General features: G+C 57.6%; 23 protein-coding genes. 12 read left to right on the top strand and 11 right to left on the bottom strand.

Translation table 11 applies throughout. The annotated features are described in order from the left end of the window. Positions 1-36: 36 nt before the first annotated feature. Positions 37-1,431: a PLP-dependent aminotransferase family protein gene (locus ACIGG6_RS17260; RefSeq protein ID WP_399846244.1), complete on the top strand. Its 1,395-nt coding sequence runs from the start codon at positions 37-39 to the stop codon at positions 1,429-1,431. On the opposite strand, the gene ACIGG6_RS17255 is transcribed toward ACIGG6_RS17260, so the two are convergent. The 7 genes from ACIGG6_RS17255 to ACIGG6_RS17225 form a co-directional block, all read right to left on the bottom strand. Next, entirely contained in the window at positions 1,432-2,436 is a 1,005-nt protein-coding gene (locus tag ACIGG6_RS17255; RefSeq protein WP_399846241.1) for an ion transporter, read from the bottom strand. A gap of 33 nt (positions 2,437-2,469) precedes the next feature. Beyond that, a complete protein-coding gene (locus ACIGG6_RS17250) occupies positions 2,470-3,015 on the bottom strand; it encodes an acyl-CoA thioesterase (protein WP_399846239.1) in 546 nt (181 codons plus the stop codon). Positions 3,016-3,093: 78 nt separating this feature from the next. Beyond that, complete coding sequence (locus ACIGG6_RS17245; RefSeq protein ID WP_399846237.1) at positions 3,094-4,404, bottom strand: short-chain fatty acid transporter; 1,311 nt, start codon at positions 4,402-4,404, stop codon at positions 3,094-3,096. A gap of 166 nt (positions 4,405-4,570) precedes the next feature. Beyond that, positions 4,571-5,884: an MATE family efflux transporter gene (locus ACIGG6_RS17240; RefSeq protein WP_399846236.1), complete on the bottom strand. Its 1,314-nt coding sequence runs from the start codon at positions 5,882-5,884 to the stop codon at positions 4,571-4,573. Between the two features lie 50 nt (positions 5,885-5,934). Further along, entirely contained in the window at positions 5,935-6,183 is a 249-nt protein-coding gene (locus ACIGG6_RS17235; protein ID WP_039182874.1) for a YfhL family 4Fe-4S dicluster ferredoxin, read from the bottom strand. Between the two features lie 71 nt (positions 6,184-6,254). Further along, positions 6,255-6,749 carry a pantetheine-phosphate adenylyltransferase gene (gene coaD / locus ACIGG6_RS17230; protein WP_083024348.1) on the bottom strand — a complete coding sequence of 165 codons (495 nt, stop codon included), beginning with the start codon at positions 6,747-6,749 and terminating at the stop codon, positions 6,255-6,257. Further along, the gene (locus tag ACIGG6_RS17225; RefSeq protein ID WP_399846263.1) at positions 6,746-8,629 is read right to left on the bottom strand and encodes a beta-ketoacyl synthase; all 1,884 of its coding nucleotides are present in this window, start codon (positions 8,627-8,629) and stop codon (positions 6,746-6,748) included. The genes coaD and ACIGG6_RS17225 overlap by 4 nt, the downstream gene beginning before the upstream one ends. 221 nt (positions 8,630-8,850) lie before the next feature. Here ACIGG6_RS17225 and trmB point away from each other — a divergent pair, with 221 nt between their 5' ends. The 6 genes from trmB (at position 8,851) to ACIGG6_RS17195 (ending at position 15,841) form a co-directional block, all read left to right on the top strand. Further along, entirely contained in the window at positions 8,851-9,516 is a 666-nt protein-coding gene (gene trmB, locus ACIGG6_RS17220) for a tRNA (guanine(46)-N(7))-methyltransferase TrmB (protein ID WP_399846234.1), read from the top strand. After that, entirely contained in the window at positions 9,513-9,842 is a 330-nt protein-coding gene (locus tag ACIGG6_RS17215) for a DMT family transporter (RefSeq protein WP_062375183.1), read from the top strand. The genes trmB and ACIGG6_RS17215 overlap by 4 nt, the downstream gene beginning before the upstream one ends. 98 nt (positions 9,843-9,940) lie before the next feature. Beyond that, entirely contained in the window at positions 9,941-11,332 is a 1,392-nt protein-coding gene (gene dacB, locus ACIGG6_RS17210; RefSeq protein ID WP_399846261.1) for a D-alanyl-D-alanine carboxypeptidase/D-alanyl-D-alanine endopeptidase, read from the top strand. 26 nt (positions 11,333-11,358) lie between these two features. Then, complete coding sequence (locus tag ACIGG6_RS17205) at positions 11,359-11,730, top strand: diacylglycerol kinase (protein WP_054641555.1); 372 nt, start codon at positions 11,359-11,361, stop codon at positions 11,728-11,730. A gap of 53 nt (positions 11,731-11,783) precedes the next feature. Then, positions 11,784-14,774 (top strand): bifunctional [glutamate--ammonia ligase]-adenylyl-L-tyrosine phosphorylase/[glutamate--ammonia-ligase] adenylyltransferase, encoded by a 2,991-nt coding sequence (glnE, locus tag ACIGG6_RS17200; RefSeq protein ID WP_399846232.1) that lies wholly within the window; start codon positions 11,784-11,786, stop codon positions 14,772-14,774. A gap of 173 nt (positions 14,775-14,947) precedes the next feature. Next, a complete protein-coding gene (locus ACIGG6_RS17195; protein ID WP_399846230.1) occupies positions 14,948-15,841 on the top strand; it encodes an AEC family transporter in 894 nt (297 codons plus the stop codon). On the opposite strand, the gene ACIGG6_RS17190 is transcribed toward ACIGG6_RS17195, so the two are convergent. Continuing rightward, a complete protein-coding gene (locus ACIGG6_RS17190; RefSeq protein ID WP_172514873.1) occupies positions 15,838-16,188 on the bottom strand; it encodes a hypothetical protein in 351 nt (116 codons plus the stop codon). The genes ACIGG6_RS17195 and ACIGG6_RS17190 overlap by 4 nt on opposite strands. Before the next feature lie 240 nt (positions 16,189-16,428). On the opposite strand from ACIGG6_RS17190, the gene ACIGG6_RS17185 reads away from it, so the two are divergent. Further along, positions 16,429-18,054, top strand: coding sequence for a BCCT family transporter (locus ACIGG6_RS17185; RefSeq protein WP_399846228.1), 1,626 nt, complete (start codon positions 16,429-16,431; stop codon positions 18,052-18,054). A gap of 44 nt (positions 18,055-18,098) precedes the next feature. Next, a complete protein-coding gene (locus ACIGG6_RS17180; protein ID WP_164834392.1) occupies positions 18,099-18,245 on the top strand; it encodes a hypothetical protein in 147 nt (48 codons plus the stop codon). A 34-nt stretch (positions 18,246-18,279) separates the two neighbouring features. Here the strand turns inward: ACIGG6_RS17180 and ACIGG6_RS17175 are convergent, their stop codons facing one another. The 3 genes from ACIGG6_RS17175 to ACIGG6_RS17165 are packed head-to-tail and all read right to left on the bottom strand — an operon-like array spanning position 18,280 to position 21,060. Further along, positions 18,280-19,545: a GGDEF domain-containing protein gene (locus ACIGG6_RS17175; RefSeq protein WP_399846227.1), complete on the bottom strand. Its 1,266-nt coding sequence runs from the start codon at positions 19,543-19,545 to the stop codon at positions 18,280-18,282. Further along, positions 19,542-20,279, bottom strand: coding sequence for a substrate-binding periplasmic protein (locus ACIGG6_RS17170; RefSeq protein ID WP_399846226.1), 738 nt, complete (start codon positions 20,277-20,279; stop codon positions 19,542-19,544). Before ACIGG6_RS17170 ends, ACIGG6_RS17175 begins: the two co-directional genes overlap by 4 nt. Then, positions 20,272-21,060, bottom strand: coding sequence for a substrate-binding periplasmic protein (locus tag ACIGG6_RS17165; RefSeq protein WP_399846225.1), 789 nt, complete (start codon positions 21,058-21,060; stop codon positions 20,272-20,274). Before ACIGG6_RS17165 ends, ACIGG6_RS17170 begins: the two co-directional genes overlap by 8 nt. Before the next feature lie 143 nt (positions 21,061-21,203). Here ACIGG6_RS17165 and ACIGG6_RS17160 point away from each other — a divergent pair, with 143 nt between their 5' ends. The 3 genes from ACIGG6_RS17160 (at position 21,204) to ACIGG6_RS17150 (ending at position 23,333) form a co-directional block, all read left to right on the top strand. Beyond that, the gene (locus ACIGG6_RS17160; protein WP_253502070.1) at positions 21,204-22,550 is read left to right on the top strand and encodes an MFS transporter; all 1,347 of its coding nucleotides are present in this window, start codon (positions 21,204-21,206) and stop codon (positions 22,548-22,550) included. Between the two features lie 16 nt (positions 22,551-22,566). After that, on the top strand, positions 22,567-23,082 hold the full coding sequence (locus ACIGG6_RS17155; RefSeq protein ID WP_399846222.1) for a TIGR02281 family clan AA aspartic protease: 516 nt from the start codon (positions 22,567-22,569) through the stop codon (positions 23,080-23,082). Positions 23,083-23,153: 71 nt separating this feature from the next. Beyond that, on the top strand, positions 23,154-23,333 hold the full coding sequence (locus tag ACIGG6_RS17150; protein WP_083024335.1) for a PLDc N-terminal domain-containing protein: 180 nt from the start codon (positions 23,154-23,156) through the stop codon (positions 23,331-23,333). The last annotated feature ends 47 nt before the right edge of the window (positions 23,334-23,380 follow it).

Here is a 23,380-nt window from a genome sequence, read left to right as displayed (position 1 = left end):
GTGGCTAATTTTCACGTCAAAGGTTTTATTGTCACCATGACAATTTGGGTGCCTACGCTTGAACACATAACCGGACCGCGCTATCGGGCGATTGCCCAGGCGATTGGTGATGCCATTACCAGCGGTGAATTAGCGCCAGATGACAAGCTGCCGCCCCAGCGCCGATTGGCGGATGCGTTAGGCGTCACCGTGGGCACGGTCACCCGTGGCTATGCCGAAGCAGAGCATCGCGGCTGGGTGAGCGCCCGGGTAGGCAGCGGCACCTACGTGAAACAGCGCGGGCCAGCCTGTGTATTTGGCGGTCAGCCTGCCACGCGAGCCGGTGACGACACGATTGATTTGAGCCTCAGCCTGCCGCCGCCGCATCCACTGCGAGAGCAGGCAATGAGCACGGCACTGAGCGCACTCAGCACCTCGGCGGATGCGCTCAGGCGCAGCGTGGCTTACTCAAGCTCCCAGGGTAGCGACCACCACCGCGTCGCTCTCTCCCAATGGCTCACCCAGTTAGGCATGCCCCTCAACGCTGAGGAACTGCTGATTACCCAAGGCGGGCAACACGGCATTAGCCTGACGCTCGGCACACTTTTGCGCCCGGGGGAGCTGGTCGCCGCGGATGCGCTGACGTACCCAGGAGCCATCAGTGCAGCCCAGCAGGCGCATCTCAAGGTGGTCGGCATTCCCTTTGATCAAGATGGAATGTGTATGGAGGCGCTGGAAGCACAGTGCGCCCGCCAGCCGCCCCGCTTGATTTACCTCACCCCCGATCAAAACAACCCCACCGGCCTCTGCCTGAGCGAAGCACGCCGGGAGCAGCTTGTGGCTTTAGCAAGGCGCTACGATATATGGCTGCTGGAGGATGGCGTGCAGTACCTACCCGTCGAACAGCGCGGCACGCCGCTGTATCAGCTCGCGCCAGAGCGCACGCTGTTTGTGTTTAGCACGGCGAAAGTGCTGGCAGGCGGGCTGCGTATGGGCGTGCTGCGCGCGCCGCCTGCGCTGTTGGAGCGGCTGGCGGCGGCATTGAGGGCGCAAAGTTGGATGGTGCCACCACTCATGGTGGATTTGGTCTGCCACTGGGTGAGCCAGCCCACCGCACACGAGCTGCTGGCGTGGCAAACCCAGGAGCTGGCAGCGCGCCAGCAGATCGTGACGGACTATCTGGCGGGCTATTCGCTGAGCCGCCAGCCAAACGGCAGCAATGTATGGCTAACGCTACCCGATGGCGTGCGGGCGCTAGAGCTGTGCGAACGGCTCAGTCAGCAGGGCGTCAAAGTGACCAACGCGGAACCCTTCTGCGTGGGCAGCGCCCCCGCACCCCAGGCGGTGCGGATTTGCATCGGGGCTGCCGCCGACCAAACGGCGCTCAAGCGTGCGCTGGCGATCCTTCGAGCGAGCCTTGAGCAGCCGCCCCTGGCAACCGCAACGGTCTAGTTAGTCGTAGCGGTCTTTCCAGCCTTGGTGGCGTACCTGCTCTTTAAGCATTTCGAGTACGTCGTAAAGCACTTGCTCGGTCACTTTTGCGCTGGTGTCGTCGACGGTTAGCCAGCTGTCAAAGCCATTTTCAGCCGTGCGCTCCACGAGCTGGCGGAAGGCGGGGGAGTGCATGCCCTGGGCCATTTCATCCACCAACCGCTGGGCGACGCTGCTAATGGATGCCTGCATCGCACTGGACGCGGTCTGCCCCATGGGTAAACGGTGCAGCCGTCGAATTTCTGGGCTCTCCCGCAGCGTGCGGCTCACCAGATCATCGATGGCCGCCATAATGGCGGGGCGATTTTGCTGATATGCTCGGCCTGCCGTGGCTTCCAAGCGCTCGGCAATTTCATGGATGAGCTGGGTTTTACGCGGCATGATCACCCGCTCAATGACGCGCTCGGTGAGCGAGTCGCTGGCCACGATCTGCTCCTGAACATTGCCCAGCAGGCGTAGCGCAATACGGTCAGAGAGTTCTTCCAGCAGAATATCGTAGTACTTAGCGAAGAACTGATAGATCGACCAGCGGGTGACGTTAATCAAGCGCAGCCGATGCAAACGGTGCAGGAGCGCTATAACGCGAAACACGCGCAGCCAACGGAACCCGCTGAGCGGAATGCAGCCCAGCACGTCGTACCAGTGCACAAAGGGGTAAAAGAACCAGCGGTGATAGCGCCGCTCGGCAATGGCCACGGCCCAGCCCAGCAGCACATCGGCAATAAAGAAGCTGACAAAGACCAAATCAATGGCAATAAATCGGCTGTGAATCGCCGTATCGTAAAAACGGTGAAAACCAGGCGCGATAGCGGCAATCGCCTCGTTGATCGGGCCAATCAGAAACAGCGAGTCAAACAGCAGCAGGCTAAGGTTAATAATAACGGCGGCGAGGATCAGCAGATCCCAGCCGATGTGCGCATACTCAACGGCCTTGGGCAGGTGGGGATAGCGCTGCCTGATGGGCATGATGACTCCTTGTCGTTGAAAGTAGAGCAGCGCTTAGCGCTGCTGGTGATGCTGCTGGGTCAGCTCCTCTTCACGCTCTGCCTGTTTGCGTAGCTTCTTGCGCAGCGCGGCTTTTTCGAAGCGCAGCTTCTGCAGCGGGGTCTCCAGCGCCAGGGGCGGCACCCGGGCGGGTTTGCCGTCGGCGTCCACGGCCACCATGGTGAGGTAACAGCTATTGGTATGGCGAATCAGCTTCTGGCGAATATCCTCGGCCACTACCTTAATGCCAATTTCCATGGAGGAGCGCCCCACGTGATTCACGCTGGCGAGAAACGTCACCAGCTCGCCTACATGGATCGGCTGTTTGAACAGTACCTGATCCACCGAGAGCGTTACCACATAGTGGCCGGAGTAGCGGCTGGCGCAGGCGTAGGCGACTTCATCGAGCTTTTTAAGAATAGCACCGCCGTGCACTTTACCGCTGAAGTTCGCCATGTCCGGCGTCATTAAGACCGTCATGGAGAGCTCGTGCTGGCCCGGTAAGGCGCTGTGTTCAAGGCTCTGGTCTGGGGCGTTGGGTACAGCAGAGGCGTCGGACATAAAGGTCACCTTACTATTAAAAATGCCCGCCCCCAGGCGGATACCACGGGGGCGGGCGTTGACATCGTGCTTAGCAGCTTAGAACCACACTAAGCCCACGGAAATGATAATACCGGTAATGAACAGTTGGATCAGGCAGAAGCCCATAATGTCCTTGGCTTTTAAACCTGCAATCGCCAGCACTGGCAGTGCCCAGAACGGCTGCAGTAGGTTGGTCCAGGCATCGCCCCAGGCCACCGCCATGGCCACGCGGGCAATATCGGCACCCAGCGCTTCTGCGGCAGGCAGCATGACCGGTGCCTGTACCGCCCACTGGCCACCACCGGAAGGCACAAACAGGTTCACGATACCGGCGCTAATAAACGACCAGAACGGAAGCGAGCTGGCGGTTGCAAACGAGACCAGCCACTCCGACATGCTCTGTGCAAGGCCTGACTGCACCATGATCGCCATAATGCCCGCATAGAAGGGGAACTGAATCACGATACCCGCGCCGCCTTTAATGGCTTCGTTCAGGCTGGTGAGCAAGTTACGGGGCGTGCGGTGCAACACAATGGCCAGGAACAGGAACATGAAGTTCACCACGTTCAAGTTCAAACCACCGTCGCGCAGCAGGAAGTGATCCAGCAGGAACAGCAGGCCCGGAACGCCCACCAGCAGCGCTAGCGGCATGCTGTTTTCCAGCTTTTCGGCAGGTCGCGTGATGCGGCCTACGGGCTCTGGCTCGTCGTCGAGCAGTTTGGGGTCGACGTACACGCTGTCTTTCTCATCGGGCAGCATCATACGGTTGACCAGCGGCACGGCGATGAATAGGCAAATGACGATAGCCAGGTTGAAGAAGGCGAAAATGGTCGAACCCGTGCCAATGACGCCGATCTGGTCGGCAGAGAAGTGGCCTTCGGTGGCAATCGTCAGCGGCACCGAACCGGCCAAGCCGCCGTGCCACACCACGAAGCCCGAGTAGGCGCTGGCCACCAACAGGCGGTAATCGACCTTGATCAGCCGGGCCAGCTCTTTGGCGAACAGAGCACCGACCACCAGGCCAAAGCCCCAGTTGATCCAGCTAGCGGCTAAAGAGACCAGCGTGACGAGGATAATCGCGCCGCCGGGCGACTTCGCAGTACCGGCAATTTTCTGAAGAATGCGTTTGACCGGCGGCGAGCTTGCCAGCATAAAGCCGGTGACCAGCACGAGCAGCATCTGCATCGAGAAGGTGAGTAGCCCCCAGAAGCCGTCGCCCCACATACGCAGCACGGCCAAGGGTGTTTGGCGCTCCACGGCAATGGCGGCCACAGCGGCAATCAGGGTCAACAATAGAACGAAGATATACGGGTCTGGTAAATAACGCTCGACCAGCTTAACTGCTGGTTTTGATATGAGTTTTAGCATGGAGTGCTCACTTTATTCGTTATTAGGAAGTGCGCGGCTAATATACGGCGGTGCGGCACAATTTTCACCCCTCAACGGCCAATGCGCAGAGTGCTTAGCTTCTACACATAACGTTACGTTAGCGCAGTTTGCTAGCCCTGCCCGTTGTGACGTTCAACGCTGCTGATCAAAGGTGAGAAACGCTGGAAGACGCACGCCAGCGGGTAAGCCGGTAGCGGCGGTAATAGCCCATGAGCACCGCCGAACGGGTAAGGGTGAAGAGCGTAAACGCTAGCCAGAGGCCGTGATTGCCCAGCCCCTGGCAGAACCACCAAGTAGGCAGGTAGACGGCGAGGCCTGCAAAAATACTGTTGCGCATTTCCCGCACCGCCGTAGTGCCGATAAACACGCCATCAAACAGATAGCTCCACACGGCGATGAGCGGCATGACGACCATCCACGGAAGGTAGGTGGCGGCAGTGGTGCGCACCTCGCTCAGTCCAGTCAGTAGGGCGATCAGTTGATTACCACCCAACGCAAACAGCAGTGCCGCCGCGGCGGAGGTCCAGAACGAGAAGTGAGCCGTGGCGCGCACCGTAGCGGCAAACTCGCGCCAGTCTCGGCGGCCGTAAGCGCGCCCTACTAGCGATTCGGCGGCATGAGCAAAGCCATCCAAGGCGTAGCTGGTGAGCATAATGAACTGCAGCAGTACAGCATTGGCGGCGAGCACGGTATCGCCCTGGCGGGCACCTTGAGCCGTAAAAAATGCCATGGCAAAAAGCAGTCCAAGCGTTCGCACAAACAGGTTCGCATTAACGTTAAAGAGCGCTGAATAGGCCTTCAGGGCCAGCAGCCGCTGGCGCTGAAAGTGGCCTTCCAAATGCCCCAACTGGCGCAGCACCAAATAGCCGCCGAACGCCAGCGCGCTGTAGTCCGCAAACACGCTGGCCAGCGCGACGCCGTTGCTGGTCATCCCTAGACCGACGACGAACCACAGATCGAGCAGGATGTTCACGCTGTTGGTCAGCAGCAGAATCATCAGCGTGACGCGGGAGTTCTGCTGCCCTAAGAACCACCCCAGAATGGCGTAGTTGGCCAGTACGGCAGGGGCAGACCAGAGGCGAATCTCGGCATACTCGCGGGCCAGCGGCGTGGCCTGTACGCTGCCATCTAGTAGCCACAGGCCAAGCGAGATGAGCGGTGTGCCAAACACGATTAATAGTGTGCCGATGACACCTGCCATGATCAGCGACTGGCCTAGCAAGTTGCGCACGTCACTAGGCGACTCGCGCCCTATCGCCTGGGCCACCAGCCCTGTGGTGCCCATGCGCAAAAAGCCAAAGCCCCAATAAAGGAAGCTAAATAGGGTGGCACCGAGGGTAACGCCAGCTAAATAGCGGGAGTCGGGCAGATGCCCGACCACGGCGGTATCCACCAGCCCCAGCAGGGGCACGGTGATATTTGACAAAATGATGGGCCAAGCGAGGGTCCAAATACGCATTCAGAGTGGCCTTCGCTTGCAGACGTTCAGGCACATTTTAAGTGGGCGAGTTAAGCGGCAGTAATGATGCGGTACTTCTCCATCAACTGCTCTTGAGTCTCGGGGCGCTCTGGGTCGAGGGGAATACAGTCCACCGGGCACACCTGCTGGCACTGAGGTTCGTCGAAGTGGCCGACGCACTCGGTGCACAGGTTGGGGTTGATCACGTAAATCTCCTCACCGGGAGAGATCGCGTCGTTGGGGCATTCCGGTTCGCAGACGTCGCAGTTAATGCATTCGTCGGTGATCATCAGGGCCATGGGCGTACCTCACGAATGGCGTGTCACTCGGGTTTTAGATACCCGAGTGTTTTACTCAACAATATCGATAGCTAGGTAGTGTAGTGCTTACGCAGCGCCTCTGCGACCTGCGGGTGCACCAGCGGGGAAATATCGCCGCCCAGCTTGGCGATTTCCCGCACGATGGTCGAGGAGATATAGGAGTTTTCCACTGCCGGGGTAAGAAACACGCTCTCGAGCTCGGGGTTTTGAGCGCGGTTCATATTGGCCAGCTGCAGCTCGTACTCAAAATCGGAGACCGCTCGCAGGCCGCGCAGAATAATCGTCGCGCCCTGTTCGTGCATCATGGTAGTGAGCAGCGTCGAGAAGCCAATCACGCTGACATTCGGCAGCGATGCGCACACCGACTGGGCCAGCGCAATTCGAGTATCCAAATCCAGGCTTGGGTGTTTGCCGGGGCTGGCTGCCACGGCAATCACCACTTTGTCGAACATCCGCGCGCCGCGCTCAATCAGGTCGAAGTGGCCGTTGGTGATCGGGTCGAACGTGCCAGGATAGACAGCGATATTCTCGCGATGCGCGCTCATGACGGCGTCTCCTCATCCAGTGAACCAAACGGATTATCGGCGACCAGCGAAACCGCGTGGTCATAGCCGGGAATGTGGATACGGTCTGCGTGAATCTCAAGCTCCGGGCCTTCCAGCACCGCTTCGCCAAACTGGTAGCGGGGGGCGTAGCGCCCGCGATCGGCCTCGGCGAGATAGGCAGCGGCGTTAGCGCGTACCGCTTCGCGGCGACCTTTCCACGCTTCTATCGCGGCGCTGCCGTGGCGCTTGGTGAGTAGACGCTCGGTCACCTCTGGAGAGAGCACCACGCCGGTGGCGTTATTACCGCCAAAGCCTTTGGCGTTGATAAAGGCAGCATCGGCGGTAAATGCTTGAGGCGTCGTGAAAAAGCGCAGCCGCTCGGCGTAGACGTCATCGGCCACCGCATCCAGCGTGGGGATACCCGGCAGCAAACCGTGGACGAAGCTGCCCAGGGCGCTGGCCAGCTGATCACCTGCCGCTGACCCTTGGGAGTGGCCGATGAACGCTTTAATAGCCACCACCGGCCACTGCTTGATGCCGTTAGCGCGGGCGATTTCATCGAATACGTGGGATTCGGTGGTGCGGTTTTTCGGCGTGCTGGTGCCGTGGGCATGAAGGAAGGTGCGCTCTTTCAGCGCGGTCTCTCCCAGCATGTCTTTGACCAGCGCGGCGGCTTTACCCAGGGTGATGTAGTTGCCGATGCCCGGCGCGGAGATAGAACGCTTATAGCCGTCGGCATTGACAAACACATCGGGCACCGCGCCGAGAATATCGGCCCCTAGCTCTAGGGCAAGGTTGTCGTCCATCAGCAGCAGAAACTGGCTCGCTTCTGCCATGGTGAACCCGCAGTTGCGGGCAAACGGACGGCAGGCGCGCTGGTAATCAGTGTCGGTCAGCAGCTCCAGGGCATCCAGCGCTTTTAGGCTGGCGTCATCGGCCAGCGCGCCCATGGCACGGAAGCCTTCGATAATTTCCGGGGTAATCGGCGCATCGGCGGTGCCCACCATCACCACCCGGCGACGGCCTGCGCGGATATCGTCAATGCCCAGGCGCAGGTTGTAGAGGAAGCTGGCGCAGGCGCCTAGCGCTGCGCCGGTGCCGCCTACGCTGCCGAGTACATAGGCATTGAGGAAGTCAGCGGGCATCTGTCCATAGCCCAGCGGCATCTGCTTGGAGGTGGCGCGCTGGCCGGTCACCAAGCTTTTCAATAAGCCACCCCAGCCCTGGTCATCGAGCTGGCCAATCGAGTTGCCCGCGTACACAGCGATATGGTCGGGGTTGAGCTGCTGGCGCAGGGTTTCCCAAGAGAGGCCGCTGGCGCCCAAGCAGTCGCTGGCGCCAAACACCGCCATGGAGAGCCCGCGAGGATGGTGCACGCTGCGGTAAAGGCTGGCTGGGTCAAAGCCGCTCGGCAGTTGCGCGGCAGCCCGCACTTTAGGCTCTTGGGCGTCCGGTAGCAGCACGTCGAAGATGCCCGCAGGAATAGTCACCTCGACTTCACGGGCATCGATTTCGCGCACCTGCCACCCATCGGGCAACTGGTCGGGTAGCTGGCGGCGGCGCAGTGTCACGCGCAGCGGCTTTGCCAGCGCCAGATCGGCTCGTCGGTTTGCCGGCAGGCCAGGGGCGAGAAAGCGCGGGTCTTCATTGCGGCGAATCAGCGTGTGGTTAAGCACCTGATCGCGCAGCATTTGGGCAGGGGCGTCAATGGGCTGCCCTGCGCTGTCGTGCCATCCGTTGTCGGAGTGCTCGGCAAGGCGCATAAGCGCTGCCAAGCTTTCCACGGTTTGGCGCTGCTGGTCAGCAGGAAGAGCATCAAGCACGGTGCGGCGGAAGGCCTGATGGCCCGAGGTTCTGCCGGCGGGATTGATGCCGCCCATGCCGACAATCACCGGTAAGTGTGACAAGCCGGGTTCCTCGTGGTGCGGTGGTTTTTAATAACGGTTATTGTCAGACCGTGTCGAAAACCTTAACCGATCTGAGCTTAATAGTGAGCTTACAAAAAGGCTCGGGCGTGATCATAGCACCGGGCGTGCAACGGCGTCATGCCGAGTGCGCGGGAGACTGATAGAATCACGCTTTTTTTAACCCAGGGGATGGCATGCAGCACACCTCACGGCCAGTGACTTCCAATCAGCCAGGTCCACATCATGATGTGGAACGCCGAGTAGTGCGTGCGTTAGCGCATCCGTTGCGTAAACCCATTGCCGACCACACACGCCAAGCGTTTGAGCAGGCCGATGCGTGGCGCCAGCAGCACTCTGCACCGTTGATTCTCGACGCAGGTTGCGGGGTAGGGCTATCGACCCGGCGGCTAGCCATACAGTTCCCCCACCACAGCGTGATTGGCGTTGACCGAAGTGAGGATCGCCTGGGCCGGGAGCACGGTGAGCTGCCGGAAAACGCCCTGCTGGTGCGTGCCGATCTGGTCGATTTCTGGCGACTGGCCCTGGAAGCAGGCTGGACGCCCGAGCGCCACTACCTGCTGTATCCCAACCCTTATCCTAAATCAGCACACTTGAAAATGCGCTGGCATGGCCATCCGGTTTTCCCCACACTGTTAGCCCTGCGCGGGCGGCTCGAGCTGCGTTCGAACTGGCAGCTCTATGTGGAAGAGTTTGCCCAGGCCGTGGAGGTCGTCACCGGACAAAAGGCAAGCGTTGCCCCGTTGCACCCTAATGGTGACTATCTCACCCCGTTTGAAGCCAAATATGACCAAAGTGGCCAAACACTTTGGCGTTTGTGCATCGACCTGGAGCGCCCATGACGTTTGTTTATTTGATTCTCGCGATTGTGGCAGAGGTGATTGCCACCAGTGCATTAAAAGCCTCTGTGGGTTTTACTCGGCCACTGCCGAGCCTGCTGGTCGTTGGAGGCTACGGGGTGGCGTTCTATTTATTGAGCTTGGTACTACGTACGCTGCCGGTAGGGATTACCTACGCCATTTGGGCGGGCTTAGGTATTGTCTTGGTCACCCTGGTCGGGATTGTCGTCTTTGGTGAAAAGCCCGACCTGCCTGCGGTGTTTGGCATCAGCCTGATTGTGGCCGGGGTGGTCACTCTGCAGGTCTTCTCCAAAATGAATGTGCATTGAGGTAGTGGAACGTGACGTGTTTTCTTAACTTACCCGGGCGATGGCTGCGCGGCAGCGTGGTAGCGGGCGTGGCGACCGCTGCGCTATGTGCCAGTTCAATGCTTTGGGCAGATTTTACCCGGTTGAGCCAGCTAGAGGCCAAAGGGTTTTCGGTGAGCGCCGAGGCACGCTTGCTGGATGCGGATAGCGGCAGCAACCCGCTGCTGGGCAGACTTAATCCAGAGCGTCAGCTCTCACCCGCCTCGGTGACAAAAGCCTATATGTCGGCCGCGCTGCTTAATCGTTTCGGCCCCCAGCATCGCTTCACTAGCCAGTTAGTGAGTACCGGCCAAGTGGATAACGGCGTGCTACGCGGTGATTTGGTCTTTGAAGGCGGCGGTGACCCCGGTTTGACGACGGAAGATCTTTGGCGGCTCGTCCAGCGCCTGCAGCTTGCCGGGGTAACGCACGTCGACGGTGCGCTGGTGGTCAGTCAGTGGCGCTTTGGCCCAGTGGAGTGCATCACCACTGATCGCTGCAACGCGCGTACCCGAGTCACCAACGCCTATAGTGCGCCGCTAACCTCGGCAGGCGTCAATTTTGGTACGTGGTGTGTCAACGTGGCGCCTGCGGCAACCCCCGGCGAGCCTGCGCGGGTAGGGCTATGTGATAGCCAGGCGCCGCTGGTGGCCATTGATAATCAGGTGGTCACACGCCCGGCGAACAGTGGCACGGAGATTAGCGCCGAGCGCATCACCGATGAGCGTGGCGATGTGATGCGTTTGACGGGGCAAATTTCTACTAATGCAGCCGCGCGGGATGTTTACCGTGGTGCCGGAGATGCGGCTGAAAAAACCGCCCAGGTACTGTTAAGCATGCTCAATCAGGCAGGCGTTAGCGTGCGTGACCCGTGGCGGGTAAGCTCAACCCAGCCGCCAAGCAGCGCCCAGCGCCTTGCCGCAGTGGATAGCCAGCCGCTCCAGGAGCTGATACTGCGCACCATGAACTACTCCAATAACTATATGGCCGACGTGCTGGCGCTGAACTTGGTGGAAACACCCCAAGCGCAGCTGCGTCAGGCAGGGCAGGCCATTGAAACCTATGTGCAGAGCTTGCCTGGGCACGGCCCGGTCACACTGCACAGCGGCAGCGGTTTAACCACCGATAACCGCACCTCGGCGCATGGTGTCAACGTAATGCTGGAGGACATGTTCCGCCAAAGCGCGCTGTTCCCAAGCTTCGTGGCCTCTTTCCAGTCGCCCGCCAACGGCGTGATGCGCTTTATCCGTCGTGGCTCACCTACCTTTCAAAATAACGTCATGCTGAAAACCGGCACGCTCAACCAGCCGTTTGCCGTACGTGCCGCGGCGGGCTATTTTCGCACGGCCCAAGGACGCTGGGGGGTGTTTAGCGTGTTAGTGAACGGTAGCGGCAGTACGCCCTATCTCAGCTGGCCCGAGGTGCTTGACCCACTGTCGTTAGATTTAGATGCAATGATTTTAGCTAATTAATTAAACGCTTAGGTGAGGCAACGGGCATGAAGCCACGTCACACGGGGTTAACCCATTTACTGCACTCCACGCGCTACTCTTGGAAAGGCCTGAAGGCGGCGTTTCGTAATGAGTCTGCCTTTCGTCAGGAGTTGGCGATTACCGCCGTGCTGCTGCCGTTTGCCTGGTGGATCGGCGAAGGCCCATTAAGCTGGCTGCTGCTGGTCGGCAGCTTGTTTTTAGTGTTGATCGTCGAGCTATTGAACAGCGCGATTGAGAACGTGGTCGACCGTATTGGCACCGAACACCACGAGCTATCTGGGCGTGCAAAGGACATTGGCTCAGCGGCAGTGATGCTGTCGCTGATGATGGCGGGCCTGACCTGGGGGCTGTTAGGCTGGGAAAAATGGATGGGCTAGTTCGCCCGCTGCTCCTTCAATAACCATAACAGGCGCTTGGCAGAGAGGTGTTTATGCAGACCAATGATGCGTTATTCCCCACGACAACGCTTCCCAAAGCGCTTGCACCTGCTGCCGAACAGGCACAGCAGCGCCTCAGCGAGGCCCTAAGCCAGGCGGATAATGTCGCCTCAATGACCAAGCAGCCGCTGCCCTCCAGCAGTTGGGAGGCGCTCGCTCCTGCCCGCCGGGAAGCGCTGGCTCGAGTGGTCACTATCTCCACCTTCGCCCTTGATACGCTGGCGCGCTTTCCCCACTGGCTGGCCGAGCTGGATGCGGCAGGGGAGTTGGATAGCGCGCCCAGCAAAGAAGCGCTGACTCAGTGGTTGGATGATGCCCTGGAGAGCGCCGAGGACGAAGATGCCCTGCACCAGGCGCTGCGCCGTTTTCGTCGAGCGCGCATGCTGGGCATTGTTTGGCGCGATCTAAATCGCCTCGACGGTGCCACCATGTGGGATACCGCCCGATCGGTCTCTTGGCTGGCGGAAGTGTGCACCGAAGCGGCGCTTGGCTGGCTGGAGCGTTTTTATGCATCCCGCTGGGGGACGCCTGCCGCTCGCAGTGATGGTGAGCCTCAGCGGCTGGTGGTACTGGGTATGGGTAAGTTGGGCGCGGGTGAACTCAACCTCTCGTCGGATATCGATCTGATTTTTGCCTTCCCTGAAAAGGGCGAGACTGAAGGCGGTCGCAAACCGCTAGAGCATCAAGAGTACTTCACCAAGCTTGGCCAGCGCCTGATCGCCGCCCTGGATGCCATGACGGCGGATGGTTTTGTGTTCCGCGTAGATATGCGCTTGCGCCCGCTGGGCGATGGCGGCCCGCTGGTAGGCAGCTTTTCGATGCTCTCCAGCTACTATCAAGACCAAGGCCGTGAGTGGGAGCGCTACGCCATGCTGAAGGCGCGGCCTGTGGCGGGGGATATCGACGCGGGCCAAGAGCTGCTGGCTAGCCTGCGGCCGTTTGTGTATCGCCGCTATCTGGATTTTGGGGCCATTGAGTCGCTGCGCGAGCTGAAGGCGATGATCAATCGCGAAGTGAAACGCAAAGGCATGCAGAGCAACATCAAGCTGGGGCCGGGGGGCATTCGCGAGGTGGAGTTCGTGGTGCAGGCGTTTCAGCTGATTCGCGGCGGGCGTGATACTGAGCTGCAGGTCACCTCGCTGCAAACAGCGCTCAAGCGCTTGCCCGAGCTTGGGCTGCTGCCTCAAACCGTGGTGGACGAGCTACTGCCGGATTACGCCTTCCTGCGCGATGTGGAGCACGCCATTCAAGCGCTGGAAGATCGCCAAACCCAAATGCTGCCCACCGATGATGAGGACCGCGAGCGCGTCGCTTTCGCCATGGGGCACGAGGATTGGCCCGGGCTTATTGCACAGCTAGATGAGGTCCGCGAACGGGTGCGCCAGCACTTTGATGCAGTGATCGCCGACCCTGAAGAAGAGGCCGATGAAGAGCAAAGCGACGCCAGCCTCTCCCAGTGGCGGCTCTTGTGGCGCGGTGAGCTTGAAGAGGATGAGGCTCAGGCCCTTCTCAGCGAAGCGGGCTTTAACGAATCGGAAAAAGCACTCAAACGATTAAAAAGCCTTTATCACTCGCGCTCCGTGCAGAGCATGCAGCGTATTGGTTTTGAGCGCTTGGATGCACTGATGCCGCTGCTACTGGCTGCCGTGGCGCAGAGCGATACGCCGGACACGGCCCTGGCTCGGGTGCAGCCGTTGATCGAGGCGGTGCTACGACGCACGGCCTATCTGGCGCTGCTGCGCGAAAATCCGCATACCCTTGAGCATTTGATGCGGCTATGTTCGGCGAGCCCTTGGATTGCTGAACAGCTGGCACGCTACCCCATCCTGCTGGATGAGTTGTTAACCCCTGATACGCTCTACACGCCCGCCGATAAATCGCGGCTTGCCGACGAATTGCGTCAAACGCTCAACCGTTTACCCGAGGACGATGAAGAAGCGCAGCTAGAAGCACTGCGGGTGTTCAAGCATGCGCAGATGCTGCACGTGGCCGCCTCGGATGTGGCCGGTACGCGTCATCTTATGAAAGTAAGCGATTACTTAACCTATATCGCGGAAGTTATTTTAGACGCGGTGCTGGCGATGGCATGGAAGCATGTCACTCGCAAGCACGGTGCGCCTGCGGGGTGTAACAACCGCGAACCTGCTTTTTTGATTATTGGTTACGGCAAGCTGGGCGGCATTGAGCTGGGCTACGGCTCTGACCTGGATCTGGTGTTCCTGCACGATAACGACGGTAAAGGCAGTACCGACGGCCCTCGGCCTTTGGATACGCCGGTGTTTTTCACTCGCCTGGGCCAGCGCATCATTCATCTGCTGACTGCGGTAACCCCGGCGGGCAGTCTTTATGAAGTGGACATGCGCCTTCGTCCATCAGGGAATGCGGGGCTGCTCGTCACGTCGCTGGACGCGTTTGCCGAGTATCAGCATCAAAATGCCTGGACCTGGGAGCATCAGGCGCTGGTGCGGGCCAGAGTGGTGGCGGGCAGTGAGGCGCTGGCCGACAAGTTTGACGAGCTGCGTGGCTCGATTTTACGCCGCGAGCGCGACCCGCAGGCGCTGCGTGATGATGTGGTGAGCATGCGCCATAAAATGCGTGATCACTTGGGCACGAAAGGCGAGGGCGCCAAATCTGAGCGGGGCGATGGCGAAAATGCCAGCACAGACGCCACGTTTAGCTTGAAGCACGATGCAGGCGGCATGGTGGATATCGAGTTTCTCTGCCAGTACGCCGTGCTCGCGCTCTCCCATCAAACGCCCGCGCTGATCACCTATAGCGATAATATTCGCATTCTGGAAACCCTGGCCGAGAGCGGGCACATCACCCAAGCGGAGGCTGAGCAACTGCGCGAGGCTTACCTGGCCTACCGCAGTCGTACTCACCGCGCGGCGTTGACCGGTGAAAAGGCGTTAGGGCAGGTCAAAGAGTTTGCGGAGCACCGTCAGATAGTGACCGCACTGTGGCAGCGTTTTCTGGAACCTTGATTGGCGGGCAGGGCGTTTTTCAGTAGCATCGGTAAAAAGCTAGCCTGATAACGACTGGCTTAAAACGGCTGCTCCCATATCAATCGTTTCAATAACAGCAGTTCCAATAAAAACAAGGACGACACAATGCGCACTCCTTTTCCTGTGCGGCCTCGCAGCGAGGTGGCTGGTCAATGATCGGTCAAATTTTAGCCACGCTGCTGCCGGTGTTTTTGATTGCCGGTAGCGGTGCCGCCTACGGGCGATTCCGCACTCCCGATATTCGCAGTTTAAACACTCTCAATATGGAGCTGTTCGTTCCACTGCTGGTGTTTGCCGTGCTAGCCGACCGCCAAGCGCCGCTGGCGGAGTACGCCTGGTTGGCCAGCGCTGCCGCGCTGGTGGTGCTGGGGTCAGGGTTAGTGCTGTGGCCGGTGGTAAAGTGGCTTGGGTTGGACAGTAAGGTCTTCCTGCCGCCAATGATGTTCAATAATTCCGGCAATATGGGGGTGCCGCTGCTGGTGCTGGCTTTCGGGCCGGAAGCGCTGCCAGCGGCGGTGGTAGTGTTTATCGTGGAGATGCTGCTGCACTTTTCGGTGGGGCTTTACATGCTGGACCCGCGCACTTCGCTGTGGCGGATGCTTAGAATGCCCATCGTGGCGGCCAGTTTGGCAGGGCTGCTGGTTAATGTAGGGGGCGTGCCGCTGCCGGGCTGGCTGCTGGAAGCCATGCATATGCTAGGCGGCGTATGTATTCCACTAATGCTATTTGCGCTGGGCGTGCGCCTACTGGAGATTGACTTTAGCGACTGGCGAATAGGGCTGCTGGGGGCGGTGCTTTGCCCGCTCTCTGGGCTGGTGATTGCGCTTCCGCTCATGTGGCTGCTGCCGCTGAATCCGCTGCAAACAGCCGCCTTGTTGGTATTTGCCGCGTTGCCGCCAGCGGTATTGAATTACTTGGTGGCCGAGCAGTACAAGCTCGCCCCTCATAAGGTGGCGTCGTTGGTATTGATCGGTAACTTGGGAAGTTTGATCGTCATGCCGCTAACGCTGGCGGCGGCCTTCGCATGGATCCAGCCGCCGCCCTAACGGCGGGACTCGTCTTTTACTTCGTAGCTACCTTCTAGGGCATCGTGCTGCCTAGATGGCTGCTCGCCAGCGTAGCCGCCGCCAATGTCTTGAGCGTGATCGGCTCGCATCTGCTCCATACGCTTTTTCATTTTATGGCGCACAAACGGCATCATCGCCCAGCCAATCAGCAGGAAAAATAGCCCCAGCACTACGCCAACAATCATCAGTGCGCCAAACGCTAGCCACGTCAACAGCAGTTTCAAGCTGCCCATTAGCCCGTTTGGCTGCGTTTGTGCAGCACGGGCGCGCCACTGGTTAGCAGCTTGCCAAGCGGCATTGCGTTGGTCGCGATTCATCTGTGGCATGAAAGCCTCCATCGTTCGTTTGCACCCATTGGAACATAGCAGAGCGAGCAAGTTCACTGCTTCTTTTCGAGAGTTGAAACTAATATATCAGTTGGTGCTAATTTTGCTGTATTAAGCCCTTAACATGCGATTGCTAGCCTCGGATGTTAGGATTTAAGTAAGTGCACTAAAATAAAGTGCCGTGTTTTTATAAATCCATGCATTTATTAACCAGTATTTTTCATTAACCAGGGTGGTGTTATGACAAACCATGGAGGTAAGTCGGTGTTTATCGCATCGGCAGTGATTATTTTCGGCTTAGTCATTGTGGGGGCCGCGTTTCCTGTCGCGTTTGGTAATGCTGCTGAGGCCGCCCTCACATCGATTACCGAGCTATTTGGCTGGTTCTATCTCTTCTCTGTATTTGGCTTTGTCGTGTTCCTGATTGGCCTTGCGCTCAGTAAATACGGCAAAGTACGTCTGGGACCCCAGGACAGTACGCCCAGCTACAGCTTTTTCTCATGGATCAGCATGCTATTGGCCGCAGGCTTTGGGGTAGGGCTGGTGTTTTACGGCATGGCAGAGCCCATGACGCACTACATTAACCCGCCTTACGGCGATGTCCCGGCAGAGAGCGAAGCGGCTGCACGCTACGCCATCCAGTACAGCTATTTTAATTGGGGGATTCACCAGTGGGCGGCATTCTCCGTGGTGGGTTTGATTATTGCTTACTTTCAGTTCCGTAAGGGGCAGGCGGGTTTGGTGTCTTCAGTGCTCTCGTCGGTCACGGCCAAGCATCCCCATGTGCGCCCCTACGCTTCCTGGTTAGATGTTTTTGCGGTGGTGGCTACCGTGATGGGGGTGGCGACATCACTAGGGCTTGGCGTATTACAAATGAATGGCGGTCTTAACGCGGTATTTGGCTTGCCGGAGAATGGGTTTTGGCAATTTGTCATTCTATTTGTGATGTTCTGCGCCTACATGGCATCTACTTGGTCAGGGTTAGATAAAGGTATTAAGCGCCTATCCAACTTAAATATGGTGCTATGTATCGGCCTAATGCTCTATGTGCTGGTCACAGGGCCTACTATCGCCATCCTGGAGACCATTACTCTCGGTATAGGCGATTATCTGCAAAACTTTATTGGAATGAGTCTGCGGATTTCGCCCTATAGCGACAATCAGTGGGCCAGTAGCTGGACCATCTTCTACTGGGCCTGGGTGATTGCCTGGTCGCCCTTTGTGGGCACCTTTGTGGCACGTGTGTCTCGCGGGCGTACTATTAAAGAGTACGTATTTGGGGTGTTATTTGTGCCGCCGCTTTTGGCGTGCTTGTGGATCGGCGTATTTGGTGGTGCGGCGCTTAACCTGGAGCTGAACGGCACCGATGTAGGCCTGGCTGCGGCCACCGAAGCAAACATCACCGTCGCCCTGTTTGAGATGTTTGATTTGATGCCGTTCTCGGGCGTGCTCTCCGTGGTGGCCATGCTGCTGATTTTTATTTTCCTAGTGACTTCAGCAGACTCCGCTTCGTATATTGTGGCGCAGATGACGGATAATGGTTCCATCAATCCACCACTCTATAAGCGCGTGGTATGGGGCGTGCTGATCGCGGCGATTTGCCTTACGCTTATCGTGGCGGGCGGTCTTTCCGGCTTGCAGTCTGCGGCTGTGCTGTCAGCGCTGCCGTTTACCTTTATTCTGTATATGATGGTGATTGTGCTGGTACGCGAGCTGCGTGCGGATCGTAAAGCGATGCTGACCCAGCTCTACCGTCGCCACGGTGAGACCCCCGTGGGTGCTGATGCCTTTGAGGCGGAGCAGTTAGGGGAAGAGGAGCGTCTGCGCCGTGCGCCCAGCGTGGTCAATCGGCGTATTAATAGCTAAACAACGGCTTCGATAGAGGAAGCACCTATGGAAACAGCGTGCTAATGGCTCGACAGGGACGTCACGGGGCAACGCGAAGGCAGCCAAAAGGGGCTGCCTTCGACCGTTGGTTAGATCGGGTGGTCACCGTTGCGGTAGTCACTGCGATGGTGGTCGGCTTGTCAGCGGTCATTGCCCACTGGTTGCTGTGACGTAGAGCCGATTGATGCCTACACGAACGCCCGGCTACGCCGGGCGTTCGTGTATCTCGATGCGGTTCCTGCCGCGTCGTTTGGCATGGTAGAGCTGTTGATCGGCTTTGTTGAGCAGGTCATCAGGGCTAAGCGGCTGCTCATGTGTCGTGGTGGCAATGCCCATGCTAGCCGTTAGGTGCGAATGAGTGCTGGAGTAGGCATGGGGAATAGCCAGTGACAGAATGGCTTGGCGCAGGCAGTTGGCAATATTCATCGCCTCATTGGCATCTTTGCCAGGCAGTACACAGATAAACTCTTCACCGCCGTAGCGGGCCAGCAGGTCGCAGCTTGAGTCGATACACTGATTGAGTACCGTGGCTACTGCACGCAGGGTGTCATCGCCCATGCTATGACCATAGTGGTCGTTAAACTCTTTAAAATTGTCGATATCGATAAAAATAGCCGATAACGGTTGCTTAGCACGCGTTGCCCACTGCCACTGTTGCGCTAAAAACATATCGAAGTGGCGACGGTTGGCCACGCCGGTTAAACCATCATATTGGGAAAGCTGGTGCAAATGATCACGCTGCGCTAACCCTGCCTGAAACTCATTCAGCAGGTGATCCAAGCTTTCCACCAAGTGGCCAAGCTCGTCATCGTGATGGCCCTTCAGAGTGGGTTTGGGCCACTGGCCTGGCCGCGTTGGGTCAGTTTGCGTGATCGCCGCGTGCACTTTTAACAAGGGCCGCGTAATAAAAATATGAAATAACGCAATCACTAGACCACTGAGTAAAAAAGCCTCCAAAATGCTTCTTCCTACCACCGCATAACCACGGGCTAAGAACTCTCGGGTCAAGTACACCGTATCCAGGGAGAGCGATATCTCACCGACTGTCGCTTCTGGGGTATCGCTACCCATGTAATACCGCAGCGGCATCTCATGATAAACAATATCCCCAAATAGCTGCTTGCTGAGCCAGTTGGATGCATTGGGCTGTGTAGGGTAGAACTCCGCCAGGGCGCGCCCAAAGTCGTCGCGAATGGCCACCTGGGAAATCTCGCTATTGCTAAATAAACCAAAAGCGATTTGGTGCGCTAAGTCAGGGTTAAGCTGGAAGGCGGCTTCCGCCGCCGCGCCATTAACAATAGCGAGCTGCTGTGAGGTGCGCTGTTGCACATTTTCACGCATGCTGCTGGCGTGGCCGAGTAGCTCAATGCTGCCCGCAATAAGGCTAATGACAATCGCAATCAGCAGGGTAAGTAGTGCCTGCTTGAGCGTTAAACGGCCGCTGGCTAATGGGGGCTTGGCGACACTCACGGCATCGACTCCATTGGGGTAACAAACGAGGTGTCAAGATGCCGCTGAAGGCGGTTAATCGTGTCCATCTCGACGCTTGGGTGGCAGGCGAGGTAAAGGGGCGCATAAAAGAAGGTGAGCAGGTGTTCAAGCTTGAGCCCTTGCTCTTCGGCAAGGTACTCGCCAGTAGCGCGCCCGGTAACGATAACATCCAGTAGCCCGGCGGCCAGTCGTGCCATGTTTTCACGCTCGGTAGGCGCGCGGAGTACGTTAATACCCCGTTCTTCCACATAATCGCCTATGGCATCTTCTCGAAAGCTACCTACTTGCCAATGGTGTAGGTCAGTAAGCTGTGCCAATGACAGTTGCCGTTCTGCTAGGCCAAAGACTGACCACTCGTTAATCACCAGCGGCCCCGCCCAGCGAAATTGTGGCTCTCTAGCGGCAGTGCGCGTGGTGGAGTAAACACAGTGATGCTCGCGCAGTCGTGCCTCGGTATAGGCGCGTGCCCAGGGCAGTATCCGAAAGCGAGCCTCAATGCCTGCATGGCGCAGCGCATTACGCAACTGCTGGGTGGCAATACCCACCACAATGCCTTGATCGTTTTGATAGTTAAAAGGCGGGTACTCTTCCGTATTGATGGTGAGCGACGGTGCCTGGGCGAATGCTATGCTACTGGTATGTCCGCTAAACAATACACCTAGGACAACCAGTACCCAGTAAGGCTTTGCGGGGGAGAACAGCTGTTTAACCATCACTACCTACCTGTGTGGCCGCTGAGAAGGAAGTGACACTATCAAAAGCGTGCTGCAATTCGGCGACTAGCTGCGGGTCTGTGTCAAGATTGATGGCAAAGTATAAATAAGATTCGCTGAGTGTGTAGAGAGGCGTCACAATGTCCTTGGAATACCCTTCCTGCTCGGCAATCCACTTCGCGACATCGGCACTGTAGGCCCATAGGTCGACTCGCTCATGTAGCAGCATATGCAGTGCGCTGCGGTTGTCCATAGCAGGCCTAATCAGTGCCTCTGGATAACCGGCTTCTACCAGTGCCTGAGCGCCGATATCTTCACGAATGACGGCAACGCTCAGCCCTTGCTCAATCGCAGCGTCCAGAGAGCGGATGCGAAGAGGCGTATTGCGACGGGCAAGCAGCACTACTTGGTCCTGGGCAATCGGGCCAACCCAGTGAAACTGTGCTTCTCTGGCGGGCGTGCGAGTCGTCGAAAAGAGCACGGTGTTGGGTTGGCTGAGCGCGAGTTCATAGCCACGCACCCAGGGATAATAGCGAATATTGCTGCGATCTAGCTGGGTCTCCGCATGGGCTAGCATGTCTTCTAAGAGGTTCACCGACGTGCCAACCATTTGGCCGCCATCGCGATAATTGTAAGGTGGGTACTCTTCGGTAATAAATGTCAGGGAGGCAAGAGAGGAGGGAAGGGTGTCAGCAGACAACGGCAGAATAGCAAAAGCGCACCCTAGCAAGAGTGAAAGAGTGGCTAGTAAACGCTTTTTTATAACGTTGCCATACGCCATTTAATTGCGCCCTCCTGTGGTTAGGGAATCCAGTAAAGTTAGATTAACTGTGTGGCGATGTCATCTTTATTCTGTTAACGCTACCCATAGCGATGTGTCACAGCTAGCTGGTAGTCTTATTCCTCTTTTTAAGAGAGCACACTATGCCGCCCACAACCCCCACAATGGCCGCGTCTCCCTATGCTTCACGCCGTGAGATTTTCGGCTGGGCGATGTTCGATTTTGCCAATCAAGCGTATACGCTGCTGATTATTACCGTGGTATTTGGTGAGCTGTTTACTACCGTAATTGTCGGTGAGCGTAACGATGGCTACCGCTTAGCTAACTTTTTATGGAGCTTGGCCTTAGCCATCAGTTATTTACTGGTGGTGATCAGCGCTCCCCTGTGTGGCGCCATCATGGATTACCGTGCTGAAAAAAAGCGCTTTCTTCTGTTTAGCTACATGGCGACGGTGGCAACCACGGCCATGCTCTACTTCGTTGAGCCCGGCTACGTGGTGTTAGGCCTTCTGTTAATCGTACTCTCAAACTACGCCTACTCCATGGGAGAGTCATTTATTGCCGCTTTTCTGCCAGAGTTAGGGCCGCCGGATGCGCTGGGTAAAATTTCCGGCTTTGGTTGGGCATTGGGCTATATTGGCGGCCTATTGGCCGCAGGGTTTACGCTGATTGTGCTAGGAGAGGCAACGGCTGACAATTTTGAGCGTATTCGCTGGGTAGGGCCTTTTGCAGCAGGGTTCTTTTTAGTGGCGGCGATTCCCACTTTTTTATGGCTGAAAGAGCGCGGTGTACCTAAACCCCATGGCGTTTCTTATCGGCAAATTGCCCAGCAGCGGATTTTGGGTACTTTTCATGAGCTGCGCTACTTCAAAGACTTAAGCGTTTTCTTAGTGTCACTTCTATTTTCGATGGCAGGCGTTTACATCATTATCGCCTTTGCTTTTATCTACGGGGCCCAGGTGATTGGCTGGGATGAGAGCGTGCGCAATATCATGTTTATTATTGTGCAGGTCACCGCTGCTGCGGGAGCCATCGGATTTGGGTTTTTACAAGATAAACTGGGCGCTAAACACACTTATCAAATGACACTTGCTCTCTGGGTTGCGGCTATTGTCGCGATCTGGGCAACGCCGGCGTTAACCGAGTGGCTCAATCAGCAGTTTGGGTGGCAGTGGCAGGCACAGCACTTGTTTTTAGTGGTCGGCTGCTTAGCCGGGTTGAGTTTAGGCTCTAGCCAGTCGGCCAGCCGCGCGCTGGTGGGTGTCTTTTCACCGCTGGAAAAATCAGCGGAGTTTTTTGGCTTCTGGGGCTTGGCAAACAAACTGGCGGGGGTGCTGGGCATCGTCATGTTAGGGGTGTTGCAAACGCTGATTGGCCTTCAAGCGTCTATTCTTTTATGTGTTGGGCTATTTATTGCGGCGATGCTAATTTGCGTAGGCGTCAATGAGCGCCGTGGCCGTGAGGCGGCAGTAGCCTGGAAAAGTTCTTGATGCCGTGAGGTGAATAATGGCAAGACACAGGCCACAGCAGGGCGGCATTGTGATGATGCTGCTATTTTGGGTGCTGTTAATGGCGGTAGGAACGTGGTGGATTCAGGGCGGTCTTGACGACATGCTGAACCCTAACGTGCACATCATGAATACCTCCCCAGACAACGGCCCGGTAACACTAAAGCGTAACCGGGCAGGGCATTTTGAAGCACCGGGTCAGATCAACGGTGAGCCTGTGACGTTTTTGTTGGATACAGGCGCCACTTATGTAGCGGTGCCTCGTGAGCTGGCTAAAAGGCTAAGCTTAGCGCCAGGGCGTCGTGCTTGGTTTAACACCGCCAATGGCCGTGTCGAGGGTAATCTGACTCAGCTAGATGAAGTAGTGCTGGGCGGTATTCAGATGAACAACGTGCAGGGCTCTATCAGCCCCGGCATGGAGCGCGATACGGTGCTGCTTGGGATGAGCTTTTTAAACCAGCTAGCGATTGAGATTCGCGGCGGGGAGATGGTGCTGCGCTTGCCAGAGCCTTAGGGCGACTTGTGCGCACTGCAGTCATGTGCTTAGCTGAAGACTCATGGATGCCAACACGCTAAGGAGTTGCTATGGGTATTGAAGTCGGTGGTTTGCTCGGTCTTATTTGGCTCATCATTGTGGTATGGGCCATCGTTAAAGTGGCAAAAAGCTCGGCTAGCGGGCTTGCCAAATTGCTATGGATTATCGCGCTATTGGTGTTTCCCCTGGTGGGGTTGATTGCTTGGCTCCTGTTTGGCCCCAAGGGATAGCCATCTTAACCATGAAGACGTATTAAAAAGGCAGGCCGCGACAGGCC

The sequence above is a fragment of the Vreelandella lionensis genome (assembly GCF_044543515.1).
Classification (GTDB): Bacteria; Pseudomonadota; Gammaproteobacteria; order Pseudomonadales; family Halomonadaceae; genus Vreelandella; species Vreelandella lionensis.
The sequence above is the reverse complement of the archived record's forward strand: the minus strand, read 5'-3'. Positions and strand labels throughout refer to the sequence as shown.